This is a genomic window from Paenibacillus sp. FSL L8-0333, from assembly GCF_037965665.1.
Classification (GTDB): domain Bacteria; phylum Bacillota; class Bacilli; order Paenibacillales; family Paenibacillaceae; genus Paenibacillus_AQ; species Paenibacillus_AQ odorifer.
Genome location: NZ_CP150186.1, coordinates 2,375,926 through 2,392,730, shown reverse-complemented (window position 1 = coordinate 2,392,730; position 16,805 = coordinate 2,375,926). Strand labels below are relative to the sequence as shown.

16 protein-coding genes are annotated in these 16,805 nt (G+C 45.1%); 3 read left to right on the top strand and 13 right to left on the bottom strand.

The genetic code is table 11. From position 1 onward, the window contains the following. Nucleotides 1–38: 38 nt before the first annotated feature. The 6 genes from NYE72_RS10485 to NYE72_RS10460 form a co-directional block, all read right to left on the bottom strand. Nucleotides 39–839 (bottom strand): Cof-type HAD-IIB family hydrolase, encoded by an 801-nt coding sequence (locus NYE72_RS10485; RefSeq protein ID WP_036689337.1) that lies wholly within the window; start codon nt 837–839, stop codon nt 39–41. Between the two features lie 261 nt (nt 840–1,100). Then, nucleotides 1,101–1,865 (bottom strand): pseudouridine synthase, encoded by a 765-nt coding sequence (locus tag NYE72_RS10480; protein ID WP_036689333.1) that lies wholly within the window; start codon nt 1,863–1,865, stop codon nt 1,101–1,103. A gap of 2 nt (nt 1,866–1,867) precedes the next feature. Beyond that, complete coding sequence (locus tag NYE72_RS10475) at nt 1,868–3,388, bottom strand: RsmB/NOP family class I SAM-dependent RNA methyltransferase (RefSeq protein ID WP_076100884.1); 1,521 nt, start codon at nt 3,386–3,388, stop codon at nt 1,868–1,870. A gap of 101 nt (nt 3,389–3,489) precedes the next feature. Next, on the bottom strand, nt 3,490–3,942 hold the full coding sequence (locus NYE72_RS10470; RefSeq protein ID WP_036689328.1) for a DUF309 domain-containing protein: 453 nt from the start codon (nt 3,940–3,942) through the stop codon (nt 3,490–3,492). Next, entirely contained in the window at nt 3,932–4,744 is an 813-nt protein-coding gene (locus NYE72_RS10465) for a GTP pyrophosphokinase family protein (protein ID WP_076223245.1), read from the bottom strand. Before NYE72_RS10465 ends, NYE72_RS10470 begins: the two co-directional genes overlap by 11 nt. 34 nt (nt 4,745–4,778) lie before the next feature. Beyond that, nucleotides 4,779–5,873 carry a quinone-dependent dihydroorotate dehydrogenase gene (locus NYE72_RS10460; RefSeq protein ID WP_036689322.1) on the bottom strand — a complete coding sequence of 365 codons (1,095 nt, stop codon included), beginning with the start codon at nt 5,871–5,873 and terminating at the stop codon, nt 4,779–4,781. Between the two features lie 209 nt (nt 5,874–6,082). Here NYE72_RS10460 and NYE72_RS10455 point away from each other — a divergent pair, with 209 nt between their 5' ends. Further along, entirely contained in the window at nt 6,083–6,220 is a 138-nt protein-coding gene (locus NYE72_RS10455; RefSeq protein ID WP_167348489.1) for a hypothetical protein, read from the top strand. On the opposite strand, the gene NYE72_RS10450 is transcribed toward NYE72_RS10455, so the two are convergent. The 3 genes from NYE72_RS10450 to NYE72_RS10440 all read right to left on the bottom strand — a co-directional run bounded on the left by NYE72_RS10450 (nt 6,217) and on the right by NYE72_RS10440 (nt 9,480). After that, complete coding sequence (locus tag NYE72_RS10450) at nt 6,217–7,650, bottom strand: L,D-transpeptidase (protein ID WP_076140923.1); 1,434 nt, start codon at nt 7,648–7,650, stop codon at nt 6,217–6,219. The genes NYE72_RS10455 and NYE72_RS10450 overlap by 4 nt on opposite strands. A 134-nt stretch (nt 7,651–7,784) precedes the next feature. After that, nucleotides 7,785–8,027, bottom strand: coding sequence for a ferredoxin (locus NYE72_RS10445; RefSeq protein ID WP_036689316.1), 243 nt, complete (start codon nt 8,025–8,027; stop codon nt 7,785–7,787). Between the two features lie 160 nt (nt 8,028–8,187). Continuing rightward, a complete protein-coding gene (locus NYE72_RS10440; RefSeq protein WP_036689656.1) occupies nt 8,188–9,480 on the bottom strand; it encodes a DNA polymerase IV in 1,293 nt (430 codons plus the stop codon). A gap of 156 nt (nt 9,481–9,636) precedes the next feature. Between NYE72_RS10440 and cimA the strand changes: the two genes are divergently transcribed. Beyond that, nucleotides 9,637–11,256, top strand: a complete 1,620-nt coding sequence (gene cimA / locus NYE72_RS10435; RefSeq protein WP_339211761.1) for a citramalate synthase — start codon at nt 9,637–9,639, stop codon at nt 11,254–11,256. A 583-nt stretch (nt 11,257–11,839) separates the two neighbouring features. Here the strand turns inward: cimA and NYE72_RS10430 are convergent. Further along, on the bottom strand, nt 11,840–12,403 hold the full coding sequence (locus NYE72_RS10430) for a TlpA disulfide reductase family protein (protein WP_076100887.1): 564 nt from the start codon (nt 12,401–12,403) through the stop codon (nt 11,840–11,842). Nucleotides 12,404–12,563: 160 nt separating this feature from the next. Between NYE72_RS10430 and NYE72_RS10425 the strand changes: the two genes are divergently transcribed. Further along, a complete protein-coding gene (locus tag NYE72_RS10425; RefSeq protein ID WP_051491608.1) occupies nt 12,564–13,040 on the top strand; it encodes a M67 family metallopeptidase in 477 nt (158 codons plus the stop codon). Here the strand turns inward: NYE72_RS10425 and NYE72_RS10420 are convergent. Genes NYE72_RS10420 through NYE72_RS10410 form a run of 3 tightly spaced genes read right to left on the bottom strand, consistent with a single transcriptional unit; the run spans nt 13,022 to nt 16,275 of the window. Then, nucleotides 13,022–13,771 (bottom strand): exonuclease domain-containing protein, encoded by a 750-nt coding sequence (locus NYE72_RS10420; RefSeq protein ID WP_076223250.1) that lies wholly within the window; start codon nt 13,769–13,771, stop codon nt 13,022–13,024. The genes NYE72_RS10425 and NYE72_RS10420 overlap by 19 nt on opposite strands. Continuing rightward, entirely contained in the window at nt 13,768–14,841 is a 1,074-nt protein-coding gene (locus NYE72_RS10415) for a DUF294 nucleotidyltransferase-like domain-containing protein (RefSeq protein WP_076098509.1), read from the bottom strand. The genes NYE72_RS10420 and NYE72_RS10415 overlap by 4 nt, the downstream gene beginning before the upstream one ends. Nucleotides 14,842–14,880: 39 nt before the next feature. Then, nucleotides 14,881–16,275 carry an ammonium transporter gene (locus tag NYE72_RS10410; RefSeq protein WP_036689307.1) on the bottom strand — a complete coding sequence of 465 codons (1,395 nt, stop codon included), beginning with the start codon at nt 16,273–16,275 and terminating at the stop codon, nt 14,881–14,883. Nucleotides 16,276–16,805 lie beyond the last annotated feature (530 nt).

Here is a 16,805-nt window from a genome sequence, read left to right as displayed (position 1 = left end):
TGCTTTCCTTTTACATTTATTTTACAAATCCTAAAAACTTAAGATAAACAATATTTAACCAGCGCATCTCGCACACCATGCTCGTTGTTAGACCCCGTTACAGCATTCGCTGCCGCTTTGACCTCAACCGGAGAATTATCCATCGCAACGCCCATACCCGCGTATGTAAGCATAGAAATATCATTAAAATAATTACCGATCGAAAGAACTTCCTCTTGCGGAATTCCCAGCTTCACAGCCAGATTCTTTAAGGCGTTGCCCTTGGAGGCTTCCGGATGCATCAAATCAACGAAAAATTCACCACTGCGCAAAATATTGTACTCATGGGTCCAAGTACGCCATTCACGTTCAGCTTCGTCAAGGATTTCTGGTTGTGTAAATACAGTAAACTTAACAACCGGTTCACGGAAATCTTCCCATGCTGGCAGTGTAGCCGGCACGATACGGAAGTGTTCATACATATAATTGGCTTCTTTGGTCAGGTTTTCTACATTATCTACATACATATCAAAAGCCGTATTCACATCATAATGAATATCATGCTTTCTACAATAATCAATATAAGGGTCAAGACCACGAGCATCCATACCGTATTGATGCAGCACTTCCCGATCTTTCACACGAACCGTTGCAGCTCCGTTATGACCCAGCACATAACCAGACAACCCCATTTCCTCCATAAAAGGAATCGAGTTCTGCGGACTGCGGCCGGTACATAACACGATTTGCCCGCCAAGACGCGTAACCTCAGCAATGGCTTCTTTATTCTCAGTGCTCAAGTGGTGATCATCATTCAACAGTGTACCATCCACATCTAGTGCAATCAGTTTGTATCTCATACTCCCACCATCCTTGTCTTTCTTTTTCTATATATATTGAACCTGGCTATTTGAGTTAAGTTTCAGTCGCAACTGCGGTGAATATTTGGGCTTCCAGCCGCTGTTGTTTCCAGATTTCTTGATTTATACCGTTTAATAGTGGTTGAAATCCGGAAACAAAGGCGGTCGCTATCGCTCTTACAGTTCCAAATTTCCCCTCCGTCACTCCATTCCCTTATCCCAAGTTTCCAAATTCAATTTATATACCATTTTTTCTATATATTATTGTTCTGGTGCTTCTGTACTTAAGAGTGCCAGTTCCTCTAGCGTAAGTTCCCGGCTAGCTCCCAGTGGCAGACTTTCGTCCAGCCTCAATTCTCCCATAGATACTCGTTTCAGAAAAGTGACTTTTTTGCCGACAGCTTGGAACATTCGCTTCACCTGGTGAAACTTTCCTTCTGTGATGATCAGCGAAATATGTGAGATTACTTTACTGCCACGTTCTCTTCCCAATATAGTTAGCTGTGCAGGTAAAGTAACATATCCATCTTCCAGCTCGACACCTGCCGCAAAAGCCGCTACATCGTCTGCATCTACGTCTCCCTCAACTGTAGCTTCATAAGTCTTAGGGACATGCTTGCGTGGCGATAGTAGTTCGTGGGCAAGCTGTCCATCATTGGTGAGCAGAAGCAGCCCTACTGTGTCCTTATCTAACCTTCCTACAGGAAAAGGTTCAAACTGTACATATTCCTGCTTTAAAAGATCCAGAACAGTCCGATCCCGCTTGTCCTCTGTTGCCGACAGAACTCCCGGTGGCTTATTCATCATAAGATAAATAAATTCACGATAGGTAACAAGCTCGCCGCCAACCACAATTTCATCGTGATAAGGGTCTACATGAAATCCACTATCCTTGACGACTGCACCATTCACGGTAATTAAACCTTGCTTGGCTTGTTTACGAATATCGCTGCGTGATCCTACCCCCATATGGGACAATACTTTATCTAAACGCTGCTTTTTTGCAGTTTTCCCTGATAGGCTCATTCTTACATCCACCTCCAGCCTGCGGGATATTCATTCTTGAGCACACCGTCCTGCCACTTCCCCCAGCCTGCACTATAACCATCTATGCAGACCAGTACGTATCCTTTTTGGGTAGTTCCTATTTTAATAGAGAGACGTTCTTGACTAATCAACAATGTCTCTCCTTTAAGATAGGAAATAGCTTCATTACTCGTACTGGAAAGTGAGACACTTCGGCAGCTCTCTTCAGGGTGTAACGCGGTAGCCATTGGATGTCCTGGGATAAATCTGCCGTTACGGACATGTCCTACATACCATCCTGGACGAATCGCCTTTAATCCATTTAATCTTTCCTTAGGTAGTGGGGAGATGTACAGATGATCACCGAAGAAAATCGGATACCCTTTTGGCTCCCAGCCAAGCTGATCTTTTATAAAATCTCCATATGCAGCCAATGCTTGCTCTTCTCCTGAACCTTGACGGCCACGTTCAGCGCCAGCAGCAGATTTATTAGAGAACTTACCTTCTTTCCCTCGTCTGGCTTCTGGTTTGTTTGAGGATTTAACATGAGCAGTGCCTTTTTTATTCGTATTCCGTGTAACTGCGCTCAACTTAACTTCGGCTTGATCACGTTCCTCCGCAGATACCTTTGGCCCTACATGCTGCAGCACAGCCATGAAATGTCCTTCACCTTTTACTTTATGCGGCCATAGTCTTGCCGTCCCTGATAATTCTCCAAAACCTGGAGCAAACGAGCCAGTGCCTCCAACTGTAATCACCGAAAACTGTGGATGTTCAGAAATAAACTCCGCTATAATTTCCTCATTTTCTTCTGTAGCAAATGTACAGGTGGAATAGACAAGTGTACCTCCCGGTGCCAACGCTGTTGCAGCAGAACGTAAAATATCCCGCTGCATGGCAGCATATTTGGCAGGTGTACCTGAATCCCACTGCTTCACCATGTCTTCGTCTTTACGGAACATCCCTTCACCTGAGCATGGAGCATCAATCAAGATTTTGTCAAAATAAAGCGGGAATGCCGCTGCAATATGATCTGGACTTTCGTTTAATACGATACCGTTGCGCACCCCATACAGCTCTAGATTTTTGGCTAAGGCTTTCGTGCGTTCTGGATGAAGATCATTGGTAACCAACAAGCCTTCTCCTGAGAGCTTGGCAGAAATCTGTGTGGATTTGCCCCCAGGTGCAGCGCATAAATCAAGGACACGATCTCCTGGCTGTACATCAAGCAGTTCCACAGGTGCCATAGCGCTTGGCTCTTGAATGTAATACAATCCTGCGTGATAATGTGGATGTTTACCTGGTCTGGCCCCATCCTCTGTATAGAATCCGGTTGGACACCACGGAATGGGTTCCAGCTCTAAAGTGGAAAGAGCTTTCAATTTCTCCACTGAAATTTTCAATGTATTAACACGAACGCCTCCGTTAGGGGTCTCCTTGTACGAATCCGCAAATTGATTATAATCCGTTCCCAGCAAGTCCATCATACGCTCGCTGAAAGAACTGGGCAGTTGTGCCGCCATGATGCCGTCCTCCTGATAGTACTGCTAAAATTTAGGTGTTTAAAGATTCAAGGAACACCCTTACGGGTGTCCCTTTGGCAATACTCATTTATAGAGGTTCATTATTTACGATGAGAAGAGGTCGGTCTTTGAGGACCTCGTCGTTGAGGATTATTCGGTGTGATCGCCATAGCCGCAGAGTTCACTTCGTCCGCCAGACCTTGATCAATGATTTCTATAGTCAGATCATAATAAGAAAATGGCTGCTGCTCACACGACTCCAAGCGGCGAACATAATCCTTCACTTCCACCACTAGCTTAGCCAAATTAATGCCAAGTGTCACTGCTGAATATTCTTCCAGCTTGGCAGCAGCCCCACTTAGCATAATCGTTGCACCACGCATATTATTATTGCGGCAATGGTACAACCCAACAGCTACTTGGAGAAGTGCTTTGTACAATGGGTCGCGTTGCTTGGCAAGCCATAGCTCTTCGAGCACCTCGTGACATTCGAAATAATCCCGGTCACGATTAAAGTACACTAGATAAGCCAAGTACAACGGATCATAAGCCATCCGGCAAACTATCCTTTTTAGCTGCGGAGAGAAGTCCCCGTACATGATTCAGAAGCTCCTTCATCGCTTCCATGTCCTGAGCCTGCCATATTTCGTTAAATCGAGCCTGAGTATCTATAGCCTCATTCACCAAATGATAGAAATACAATTGATGAATAGATTTGAGAATTTGAGTCGTCATATTCGAGTTTTCCTCGAAGGTCTTTTGTGCTTCCAGGATTTCATCACGAATACTGGACATTTCGCTGTCCAAGATGGAGGCTGCTTCAGCTGCAGTTTTCAAGCGCACTCGCATTTCATCCGGCAAGCTTTCCCGATATTTATAATTCAGAGAGTGCTCTATGGTTGCCCAGAAATTCATAGCTAGTGTACGAATCTGGATCTCTGCGAGCACTATTTTTTGTCCCAGAGCTGTCTGCACAGGATATTTAATAATCATATGAAAGCTGCGATAGCCGCTCTCTTTATAATTGGTGATGTAATCCTTCTCATACAGGACTTCAAGATCCTTACGAGCCCGGATATATTCAGCCACTCTGCGGATATCCTCCACGAACTGGCACATAATCCGGATCCCGGCTATATCTTCAATGCCCGTCTCCAGATCTTCCATCTTCACATTCAGGCGCTTAGCCTTCTCCAAAATGCTTGACAGCCGCTTTACACGACCAGTTACGAATTCAATCGGCGTGTATTCCTCTCTTTTCTTCAACTCCGAACGCATTGTTTTGAATTTAACTTTCAATTCTTCCACAGTCTGTTCATATGGAAGCAAAAAAGTTCCCCAGTCCCTGCCGTCCATCGCCTTCGTCCTCCTGTCCTTTCGACTCCTTCAATCAGTGATGATCAGCACCCACTGCTTCAGAGATATGACTGAATCCGTCCCGCCGTAAGAGCTGCCGTAATCCGGCATGCAGCCTGCGGTTAACCTCCGGTCCTTCGTAGATAAGTGCTGTATAAATTTCGACCAGACTTGCGCCTGCTCTTATCTTGTCATACGCATCCTGACTGGTGAATATGCCCCCTGAACCTATGATCGGCATCTTCCCTTCAGTCTGGCGATAAATCCTACGGATGATTTCCGTTGACCGGTCACGAAGCGGCTTACCGCTTAATCCACCTGTCTCATTAGCCTTTTCATGACTAAGTCCATCCCGGTTCAATGTAGTATTCGTAGCAATAATACCATCCATACCAGCTTCTGTCAGTGATTGAACCATATACTCCAATTCAGAATCACTGACATCTGGAGCAATCTTAACCAACAAGCTCTTATTCATGCCTGTGGCTTTACGCTGAATCTCCATTTCTTCCTTTACTTGTGCTAGCAGGAACGCTAATTCGCTGCCATGCTGGAGACTGCGCAGCCCCGGCGTATTTGGTGAGCTGATATTGACCACAAAAAAATCACCGTACGGATAAAGCGTACGGATACACTGACGATAATCTTCATGAGCCGCTTCATTACTAGTTATTTTATTCCGTCCAATATTTACTGCTATTGGAACTCTGCGATTTTTTAATTTTTTTAGACGCTCTGCCATAGCGTCAGCCCCTTCGTTATTGAAGCCCATACGATTGATCAGAGCTTCATCAGAGGGAAGACGGAACAAACGCGGGCTATCATTTCCCGGTTGACCCTTAGGGGTAACCGTCCCCACTTCCATAAATCCGAATCCGATCGAAGAGAATCCAGAAACAGCCTCAGCATTCTTATCCAAGCCTGCTGCCAGTCCAACTGGAGTCGGAAAATGTATGCCAAACAGATCAACTGCTAAATCTGCCGTTTCAGGAACGCCATACATTAAACGCAATGCCGCGCTTCCCCCTGGAACTGACGATGATTTGTCCAATCCACCTATGACGAGATGGTGAGCCTTCTCAGGGTCCAGCTTAAAGAAAATTGGTTTACCAAAATTACGATACAACACCGTTCTCGCTCCTTAAGGGGTACTTCACTAATCCACGTGTCTACCCGATTCTGTAGGTTTCTTCTTAATTTTAGCCTTTTCTTGAACAAAAGAAAAGCATTTTACCCTGTAAGTGTGCAGAGAGCTTAACCCAAAGTATAGTAATTTTCTTGTAAACGCATTACAATATAGGGGTAATCAGCGATTAAGAGAGAAAGAAGGTATGCTGGATGTCAACTAAACGTAAACCACCAACTTTGCAGCAAAAGAAAGAAGAAGTTAATCGTAAAGCGCTAATGTGGATCGGCGTAAGTTTAACTTTACTAATTCTTCTCATCATCGTTCTGTTTATAGTTGCCGGGAACTAATTCAGCCAGTGATATACTTTGTGGGGGTTGGTCTGATCATACGGAGCAGCAGGGTTGAAGCGTTTCGCCGGCAGCAGCTGCTTTTCAGGCAGAACCCCTTTACTGATCACCACTTTTGTTCCTTTTGGAATCATAGCGAATAGTTCTTCCACATCTTCTCGACTCATCCGAATACAGCCAAGGGATTCATCCTTGCCGACACTTTCTGGCTCATTGGTGCCATGAATAGCGTAATTACTATCTGAAAGTTGTAGTCCGCGGCTTCCGAACTCCCCATTATCATGACCGTTTGGATTGACCACTTTATCTGTAATGATGAAGTTGCCTTCTGGAGTCTTGTCTCCCCCAAGACCTACCTCATAATTCCGCAGAATAACAGAGCCGCTGACTACTGCCAAGCGGTGTTTTTGTTTATCCACAATCACTCTAAGCGGCTGGTCAAAAAAGGGAACACCCTTTCCATTACTTCCACTCTCGCTTAACGCCGTCGGTATGCCCATTCCCGCCTCAACAATTGAGCTTGGAGGCTCCTCCGCAACTTCTGGTATCCCAAGTGCCTTAGCAGTCGCTACTTCCTTTAGAGAATTGAAATCACGCTTCATGACTGGTGTCGTCCCGCCAATCCAATTCTCCGGAAAAGGTCTAGTCAATTCCGCCAAGGAAACCGGAAGCTTGCCTTTATGATTCTGATAAGCCCTCATTGCACTCCATAATGTAGCTAGCTCCTCTTGATCACCCTGCCACTCAGCTGCATCCTCCGCAACTTCCCCTTGCTCTGGCGGTTCGCATGCACATGCCGCTGAATCATAGGATTGGTATACCAACCGTCCATTCCCATTCTTCTGCAGTGTGGAATTAAGCGGAAGCTTCTCTTTCCACAGCAGCCACTTCCCTTCCCGCTCCATGCCCAAAATAGCAGCTTGAAACGGTTCCTCGCGCATTAGCATAGTTGCCATCAGCTTCCCTGACGAAGCCGAAGCTCCACTCTCTTGCGCTGTATACATCATTTTTCGTGCCTCTAGAACGGGTTCCTTCTCAATATCTTTTTGATCAAGCGGATCTTTAACTTCAGAAGTAACCGTGTCTTGGACCGTATCCTGATCTCCCGCAATATCTAGACCCGGAGCTACAGCCGATGGCACCATAACCAGTAATAGAAGCATCAGCCCAAGCATAATGTAGCGGAATCTTTGCTGCCTTCGGTCCCGCTGGCGGCTTGCCTGAAGCAGCCCTTCCTCATATTCCCGCAGCGTTTCCGCAGGCACCTTACTATGCTCGAAAGCTTCATATACTTCTCCAGCCTGATTGAAGCAATAGTTAGCTTTCCCCTGTTGACCGTTCTTATAGTATTCCTTACCCAGCAAGTACCATGCCATCTTATTGTCTGGATGCATCTGTACATATGCTTTGAGGTGCTGAGAATTTTTCATCGGAACCTCCGAAATTTTATAATTCCTTCCTACATTAATATCGGTCAGACATCGCAAAAAAGACATCCCTAGCTGAACAAAAGTTCGCAGGAGATGTCTTTATGTTGTGCTGGAAGTTACAAAACCCCGGTTAATTAGCCCTCTTTGTTAAAAGGCTCATCCGCAATTTTAATAGAATCGGTTGGGCATCCATCACAAGAATCCTGGAGATCATCAAACAAATCATCCGGAATCGCTGTGATGCCGTGGTTTCCGTCATTTTCATAAATAACTTCTGCCAAACCTTCATCATCGTAATCAAAAATATCAGGAGCCGTTGCGCCACATGCACCGCAAGCGATACAAGTGTCTTTTTCGACCCAAGTGTACTTAGCCATTTTATCTCTGCCTCCCGTTGAGCAATACAGCGCTGTTGTACCAGCGTCTTATTTTTCTCATATTAATATAAAAAGAATACAATTTCAATCGATTTTCAATACGTTTGCATTTCTGACGCATTCTACGACACCTATTTTGACATGTCATAGAATGTTCTTGTCACTCTTTATCAGACTCGACAGATAGAAGATTATCCTTTTGCAGTGAAGTGCCCCGTTCTTTATGATTGCGGAGCCTTGCAGAGTGAGAATCGCTTAACATCCCGGCAGTTAACACTGCATTTTCACCGAATTTATTACGCAGCATATCCATAGTCTTGTTAAGAGACTCTTTCTTAGGCTGACGTTCGTAATCGAACAAATCAAGCTGAATGGCGGAATCCTCTTTAGCAATCAAGCCCTGCAGGGTCACACCCAGCAACCGCACAGGCTTCTCCCCATTCCAATGACGAACATATAGATCGCAGACGGACTTGTAGATATCCTCCCCACTCTCCGAAGGAGCCTCTAGCTGACGCGAGCGGGTTATAGTCTTCATATCGGGCGTCCGAATGGTCAGCTGTACCCCTGAGGCAACAAGACCTTGCTTACGCAATCGCCGAGCTACCTGATCACTTAAATTCAGCAAAATCGGTCGTACCTCAGCAAGACCTACGACATCCCGCGGCAATGTTGTGGTGTGCCCAATCGACTTACTCTGCTCCCGCTCAGGGTTAACGATCCCATGATCAATACCGTTGCCGGCACGCTTTAGCCATGAGCCCATAACTCCGAAATTCTCAACCAGCATATTTTCATCAGCCGCTGCTAATTGACCAATACTGTAAATGCCCAGTTTGCGGAGCTTTTCTGCTGTTTTTCCACCAATGCCGAACATTTCATTACAGGGCTTGTCCCATAAAATCTTAGGCACATCCCGCAGCCGCAGCACCGAAATGCCGTTTGGCTTTTTTAAATCGGAAGCCATCTTCGCAAGCAGCTTATTGGGAGCGATCCCCACTGAGCATGGCAAGCCCAATTCTTCCATTATACGGCGCTGAATCGTCTCCGCTATTTCCATGGGTGTACCGAATTGTCTGGAGCCAGTTATATCAAGGTAACATTCATCGATGGACACTGCTTCCAGTAACGGAGTATAGCTATATGCAATCTGCATAAAAGCATTAGAATATTTGCGGTATAAATGGAAGTCCGGTTTAATAACGATAAGCGATGGACAAATACGAAGCGCCTTCTGAACTTGCATTCCCGTCGAAATCCCCATTCTGCGGGCGACGTAGGAACAAGTCACTATGATCCCTTTCCGCAATTCAACACTACCCGCAACCGCAGTAGCTTTGCCTCTATATTGGTCAGGGTCCTCTGCCTCATGCACAGAGCAGTAAAAAGCATTCATATCGACATGCAGGATAACCCTGCCGCTCGTTGGATAATACTGATCAACATTCTGCACAATATCTACCTTCTTATCCTCAGGTTTTCTATTGTCCAATTTAGAATAACTCTCCGCTGCGGTTAGGTCAACTTAAGAGGCTGTAAAGTTCTTTGTTACATTCCCGCGTAAAAATGCTATAATATATAAATTCATTTCCCTATAAGGAGGACTCTCATGTCTAAGTCCATCTCCATCTTCGATACTACATTACGCGACGGCACCCAAGGTGAAGGCATCAGTCTGTCGGCTGACGACAAACTGAAGATTGCCAAGAAACTCGATGATCTGGGTGCGCACTATATTGAAGGTGGCATCCCGGGAAGCAACAATAAAGACATTGAATTTTTCAAAAGAGTCAAGGAGCTTCATCTGAACGCCAAAATTACAGCGTTCGGCAGCACTCGGCGTAAGAATTCCTTGGCCGAAAACGATGACAATTTAAAACGTATGATTGACGCAGGGGTTCCTGCTGCTACACTCGTCGGAAAATCTTGGGATTTCCATGTACACACTGCATTACAGACTACGCTTGAGGAGAACCTCGCCATGATCGGCGACTCCATATCCTACTTGAAACGCCAAGGCCTTGAAGTGATTTTTGATGCCGAGCATTTCTTCGACGGATACAAGAATAATCCTGAATATGCAGCAGCTGTTCTGTCCAAAGCCCGGGAAGCCGGAGCAGATTGGCTTGTAATGTGCGATACCAACGGTGGAACCTTACCTTATGAAATTCATGAGATTGTTACCGCTCTAAATCAACAATTACCCGGAGCCAATCTCGGAATTCACACTCATAATGACTGTGAGCTGGCGGTTGCCAATGCACTTAGCGCCATCGGAGCTGGAGCACGGCAAGTACAAGGTACCATTAATGGTTACGGTGAACGGTGTGGCAACGCCAACCTATGTTCTATTATTCCTACACTACAGATCAAAATGGGTTATCACTGTATTCCAGGCGATTCATTATCACAGCTTACCAACACTGCCCGCTATATTAGTGAAGTGGCCAATGTTAATCTGCCGGTAAATCAGCCTTATGTCGGAAATGCAGCTTTCGCCCACAAAGGTGGAATCCATGTCTCCGCCATCATGCGTGATTCACGGACCTATGAGCATATCGCTCCTGAGCTTGTCGGGAACAAGCAGCGTGTGCTGGTCTCCGAACTGGCTGGACAGAGCAATGTACTCTCCAAAGCGCAGGATATGGGTTTAAATCTGGATCCAAGCAGCGAGCAGGCTCGCCGGGTGATCGAGAAGATTAAAACGATGGAACATCAAGGTTATCAATTTGAAGGTGCCGATGCCTCACTGGAGCTACTCCTTCGGGAAGCTACCGGCGAGATGAATGAAACCTTTACCTTTGAATCCTTTAAGATGTTAGTTGAGAAAACCGCAGAACATCCAGTAGTATCTGAAGCGTTCGTTAAACTGAAAGTTGGCAGTGAGAATCTTTATACTGCTGCTGAAGGTAACGGTCCAGTCAACGCACTCGATAACGCGCTTCGTAAAGCATTACAGACCTATTTCCCACAATTAAAGGAAATGCATCTATCCGACTATAAAGTCCGTGTAATAGATGAACAGGATCAGACTGCAGCGAAGGTAAGGGTATTGATTGAATCCAAGAACTTCACAGACACCTGGAGTACGGTTGGTGTCTCCAGTAACGTAATTGAAGCCAGCTGGGAGGCACTTGTTGACAGTATGCGCTACGCGCTTCTCAATGAGCTCTCTTTGGAGAATGAGAAGACAACCAGCAATGAACCTAGAGGCCTGGTCAATCATTAATTGATCACTTATAGACTTTTGTAAGACAAAAAAAGAAGCTTCCCAAAAGTAGAATTCTACTTATAGGGCAGCTTCTTTTTTATTAAATAGGCTATATAACGGACTATTACTTTAGCCCATAAACTATGGGTAGTGGGCAGTGGGCGGCGCGGGATGTACGGATGCGCGGGGTGCGCGGAGTGCGGGTGCGGTAGAGTAATTAGGGAAAAACTCCCTGAAAGTAGCCGATATTCGCTATAAATGAACAGAAATAGGGAATTCCTCCCTAAAAATTAGGGTGATTTCATTATTTTTTACCAAAACAGCTAAATTAAAGGGATATTTTCCCTAATTATTCGTTGAATGACCCGAGATCTCAAATTTATGGGGAGAAATTCCCTAATTGTTCTAACGCGGCTTCCTTCGGGGTTCCAGCCATTTCTGCTCCACGGTATAGTGAAATTAATGCTTGTGGTCCACTAAAGCAAATCGCGTATGACCAAAAACGCAGATCAGCGATCCTCCAATAAGAAGAATCGCTGATCTTTAGACTTTTGCTGTTTGGAGAAAAAAGCAGATCTGTCTCTTATATGGACAGCCCGCTTCATGATTCGGTAAGCTTGATTATTTTCTTTTCCAACTCTTCAGGGCTAAGAATACCTAAAATAATCTCGGAGATCACTCCATTCTTATCAATGAGCACATTGGTGGGAAAAACAGCTCCATTATATTTGCTGTACACCTCATCTTTTACATCAAACATAACCGGAAACACAAGACCGTATTTCTTGATAAAACGTTCAGCATTGGGTTTATAATCCTGACTGCTCACATTAATACCGTAAATATCTAGAACATCCTTATACTTAGTGGCCATGGTATTAAGTTCAGGAGCTTCCTGCTGGCAGGGATCACACCATGAAGCCCAGAAATTAAGGATTACCGCTTTATCTCTGGGGCCATCAACAACATAGGTAGTCCCATCTGTTCCCTGAAGTGAAAACGAAGGTGCACGCAGTCCAGCCTTAGGTCCACTCTTCATCGGCAGCTCATTTTGCTGCGCAAGCACAGCTTCTGCTTTTGGCTCACGATTATGCCACACCGCAAACACAGCAACACATACAACTATGAGCAACACTGTTATATTTAATTTGTTACTTGCTTTCATAGTCATCTGTTCCTTTACAATTGGAATAGTTTTCTACTATTGTACCCTCATTAGGTTAAATTTCAAACCATTCATATTTTACACAATAATATATACTTTTATAATAAAAAAGAGGGTTTCGTCTGCGACGAAACCCTAAAGAAGAGAGAGGGGTGAACAAATGGCAGCATTCCAGGGAAATGTCCAGCCAATAAGACTGAAATATTCCGTACAGCAAGCACTGGGGAAGCACCTGCTGTCCTGTTATCCGCATGAAGCATGCGGAGTCCTGCTGGGTGCTGCCGCAGCGGGTGGCATGCTCATTGATACTTACGTACCCTTGCGCAACGTAGCGCCAGACCCGCTGCACACCTTCACTCCCCACCCCGAAGAGTGGATTAATGTTCTTTACAACGAACCGACAATCATCGGTCTATTTCATTCCCACCCACATTCAGCACCTATCCCTTCAGTTGCCGATTATAAAGGATTAACAGCACTAGGACCTGAGTTTGCCCTCTATCTTATAGGTTCTCCCAACACCAAAGACAGCGGCAATCCAATTCTGAACGGATTTTATATTGAGCGTTTGCCTGATGACCACGGTAATTTGTCCCGCGGTTTATCCCAAGCCCCGCTTCACGTTCTACTTAAATAAGCATAGAGATCTCCCAAGGTATCCACTTGGCCGCGCTCCGAAATTTCCCGAAGGTAGATCACCCACAGCTGCGCTGTCATCTTTGCGTCTTCCAAGGCATGATGACGGCTATGAATCGGAATTTCGTGCACATATAGCAGCTCATCCAGCGAATAATTACTTCGTTGTGGCTCAAGCCAACGCGCTAACATCATCGTGTCCAGCACACGGTGTGTAAGCTGAACTTTAGAGGTTTTCCATAAAGCAGCATTAAGAAAAGCCTTATCATGTGAGCTTGCATGTGCCACCAGCACATTCTGACCTACAAAGGACATAAAATTATGAAGACCATCCATTAAGGAGGGAGCGGATTGTGTCATTTCTTCCGTAATCCCAGTCAGCCTTGTAATATCCTCCGGAATAGCCGTCTGACAGTTCACCAGTGTATAAAAGCATTCTTCTTCTTTAATCTGCTCTCCAACAACCTTGACGGCTCCAAAAGACATAATCTCATCCCCATGCTGATGGGAAAAGCCTGTCGTCTCTAAATCAAAGATCACTGTCTCTAGTTCAGACAATGGGGTATGCAGGACCTCAGGACGCCGCTTCTCTCGCATCAAAGATCGAATAAAGGCCATTTGCTGCGCAGTCTGTTGCGCAGTTTCCCCACCTCTCATCGAAGCGATAGCCGAGGGCATTCCACCTTGTCTTAGATTACTCCAGAATCCTCCGCTTTTGTTCGGCTCCCTCATGACCGCCACCTTTCCGCTGAGCGGAGCTGACGCTGCAGCGCCCGGTGAAGGCGTCTGACAAGCAGCAGGCTTTCACGCAGCTCAGACAGCAGCTGCTTATTCTTCAATTCACTCTCAGCTACATAATCACTGCTGATTAACAATCCATCCTGAACACTATATGGCGTGTTCACTCGCAACCGCATTGCTAATAAGAAAGCTCTGCGAATATCCTCTAAATGTTGATATTTCCCAAGCCTATCAAGCGCTTCAATCCGCTCTAATGTCGAGCCAGCTCTAATGCCATGTAGTAAGGACAACCGTCTAACAATGTTCACTAACGGAATATAGACCCCATACTTAACATCAAATCCGCCTGCATAATCACCAAACCGCTCTGTTAACACCTGTCCCAGTAAATTCAAAGTCGCTTTATGGCGTACTGTATTGCGAAGAACAGCATTAGACAGCTGCTCATTGTCCGGAAAGCCTTCATAGAAAGCTTCTTGCCACTTCGCTGATAACTCCACGCTTCCTGCCACATGACGCATATCAGAAGAGATAATAAGATACCGGATCGGCTCCCATTCCAACTGATTTCTCCAGCTATCAAGCTGCTCTATCCATTCAGATAATGTCTTACGCCACATAACTTGGGAGCACATCACCTTCCCCGCACATTTCTCATACCCTACTTCTTCAAGCATATCGGATAACAAAGTTCCGAAAAATTCGAAATAGCGATTTTTTTCCCCATCAGGCTCTCCTTCGACTATCAGGCCATTATCCTGATCGCTCCAAAGCGTTGCCTCCTGCCTCCCACTGCTGCCAAACACAATAAAGGAATAGGCACAGGGAGGCGGGCCATAGCCCGCCTCTTTCAACTGCGCCTCACATATGAGTACTGCGGTTTGGGCAATAAGATCATGCATAGTATTCACACGGAACATCCATTCCTCTATAGGAATAACATTCAACTGTTCGAGAAGTACTTTTTGACAGGCAACACGCCTCTCCCTAAGCTCCTCTGACGAACCGGCCAATACGATGGTCCTAAAGCTTTCTTCATTATACTCATCTGTTAACTCCATCGATGCCACACGGTCCGCCTCCCTGTCCGAGGTGAAATATTATTGTTTAAGGGTTTTGGATTCCGAATCTGCGATCAATTTCATTTGTTCAGGGTATCCGTAAGTACCATGCTCACTGATATCCAGACCCATCAATTCTTCTTCTTCTGTAACACGAAGTCCGATAGTTACCTTCATTACATATAAGATGATGAAAGAAAGAACGGCTACGAAAACAAATGTTCCAACCACACCCAGCACTTGAACCCCTAGTTGATGGAAACCGCCACCGTAGAACAACCCAGCTTCACCTACCAAGCCGCCTTTAGTAATAAGCTCAGGTACAGCGAACAGACCCGTTGAAACTGCACCCCACATCCCCGCAATACCATGCACCGAGAAAGCATAGATTGGATCATCAAGCCCTGCACGTTCCAGCCATTGGGAAGTCATGAATGTAAAAGCACCGGCTACAAAACCAATAATGATTGCTGCCCATGGATCAACGAAAGCACACGCTCCTGTGATTGCAACCAATGCAGCCAGAACACCATTCAGCATTGCTGGAATATCAGACTTACCAAAGTACAACCAAGAAGCAATCAATGCCGCCAAACCACCTGCTGCTGCTGCGATGTTCGTTGTTAGGGCTACGTGACCGAAGAAACCGCCCATTGGGGACAAAGCACTACCTGGATTGAATCCGAACCAACCAAACCAGAGGATAATAACACCGAGTACAGTAAATACTTGGTTATGACCTGGAATAATCACTGGTTTTCCTTCTTTATTAAACTTACCAAGCCGAGGCTTAAGCAATATGGTTGCTACCACTGCTGCCGTTGCACCTGTAAGATGGACAACTGTGGAACCTGCATAATCTTGCATTCCCAGCTCAGCCAACCAGCCACCGCCCCATACCCAGTGAGCTACAACTGGATAAATTACGACGGAGAACAAAATTCCGAAAATGATATACACACTTAGCTTCGCACGTTCTGCCATACCACCAGATACGATAGCCAAGGAAACTGCTGCAAAGGCCATTTGGAATAAGAATTTAACATTTAAAGTAACATCAGAAAATGCAAGTGATTCAAAAGAAGCTGCGGTTGAATCTCCTCCGTACAAGAAGCCTGTAGTACCGAAGAAGCCATTGCCGTTACCGAAACCAAGTCCAAAGCCGATAGCCCAGAAGCAAAGACTTGCGATAGCCAGGGTGAGTACTGTCTTACCTGCTACGTGCCCTGCATTCTTCATCCGAACCGAACCCGCTTCGAGCATTGCAAACCCTGCTTGCATAAAGAATACTAAAATGAATGCCAGGAAGGTAAACGCTGTGTCCAATCCGACTTGTAAGTCAACGTTCGTCGGACCGTCCGCTGCAAAAGCACTTACCGGATAAATCATCAGTGTAATCATGGCCAGTAACATCATCAACCATTTCTTTTTCATTTTTACCCCACTCCCCAATGTTATATTTTCTAACAAAGCGTGAAACTCTTAATGTCATTATAATCAGAAGTCAGGTAAATTGACAAGACTATTTTGGGAATGTTTTTATTTTATTTTATTTGAGCACACGAAATTTTCACAGTACTAATGGACTAGAGGTCCTAAAGGCCTGATTCTAGCTGCATTTTCATTAAAATAACTACGTGTACAATCTCATTTATATTACCTATATATTACCTAATTATTGAACGCATCTTTTACCAAAATCACAAAATACATAACATTTAATGTTATGTATTGGGGTAACTTATAGTTTTCATCCCCAATCATTCTTCAAATTTGATATCCCTTTGAGTTTGAGTGTATTGTATAGAAACTACAGATCACCGTTCATGAATTAACCCTTCTTTGCTGCATATACTTTATGAAAGTATGACGTTTGACTGTATGGTTTCCAGTTTGTTATCATTACAGATAGCATAAGAAACCATCAATTTAGAAGATGACCGCCACTTATCGGCAGTCGTATT

What these genes read in the sequence shown, in the direction of transcription:
- NYE72_RS10485 (WP_036689337.1), bottom strand. Translation starts at nt 839, where the DNA reads ATGAGATACAAACTGATTGCACTAGATGTGGATGGTACACTGTTGAAT.
- NYE72_RS10480 (WP_036689333.1), bottom strand. Translation starts at nt 1,865, where the DNA reads ATGAGCCTATCAGGGAAAACTGCAAAAAAGCAGCGTTTAGATAAAGTA.
- NYE72_RS10475 (WP_076100884.1), bottom strand. Translation starts at nt 3,388, where the DNA reads ATGGCGGCACAACTGCCCAGTTCTTTCAGCGAGCGTATGATGGACTTG.
- NYE72_RS10470 (WP_036689328.1), bottom strand. Translation starts at nt 3,942, where the DNA reads ATGGCTTATGATCCGTTGTACTTGGCTTATCTAGTGTACTTTAATCGT.
- NYE72_RS10465 (WP_076223245.1), bottom strand. Translation starts at nt 4,744, where the DNA reads ATGGACGGCAGGGACTGGGGAACTTTTTTGCTTCCATATGAACAGACT.
- NYE72_RS10455 (WP_167348489.1), top strand. Translation starts at nt 6,083, where the DNA reads ATGTCAACTAAACGTAAACCACCAACTTTGCAGCAAAAGAAAGAAGAA.
- NYE72_RS10450 (WP_076140923.1), bottom strand. Translation starts at nt 7,650, where the DNA reads ATGAAAAATTCTCAGCACCTCAAAGCATATGTACAGATGCATCCAGAC.
- NYE72_RS10445 (WP_036689316.1), bottom strand. Translation starts at nt 8,027, where the DNA reads ATGGCTAAGTACACTTGGGTCGAAAAAGACACTTGTATCGCTTGCGGT.
- cimA (WP_339211761.1), top strand. Translation starts at nt 9,637, where the DNA reads ATGTCTAAGTCCATCTCCATCTTCGATACTACATTACGCGACGGCACC.
- NYE72_RS10430 (WP_076100887.1), bottom strand. Translation starts at nt 12,403, where the DNA reads ATGAAAGCAAGTAACAAATTAAATATAACAGTGTTGCTCATAGTTGTA.
- NYE72_RS10425 (WP_051491608.1), top strand. Translation starts at nt 12,564, where the DNA reads ATGGCAGCATTCCAGGGAAATGTCCAGCCAATAAGACTGAAATATTCC.
- NYE72_RS10420 (WP_076223250.1), bottom strand. Translation starts at nt 13,771, where the DNA reads ATGAGGGAGCCGAACAAAAGCGGAGGATTCTGGAGTAATCTAAGACAA.
- NYE72_RS10415 (WP_076098509.1), bottom strand. Translation starts at nt 14,841, where the DNA reads ATGGAGTTAACAGATGAGTATAATGAAGAAAGCTTTAGGACCATCGTA.
- NYE72_RS10410 (WP_036689307.1), bottom strand. Translation starts at nt 16,275, where the DNA reads ATGAAAAAGAAATGGTTGATGATGTTACTGGCCATGATTACACTGATG.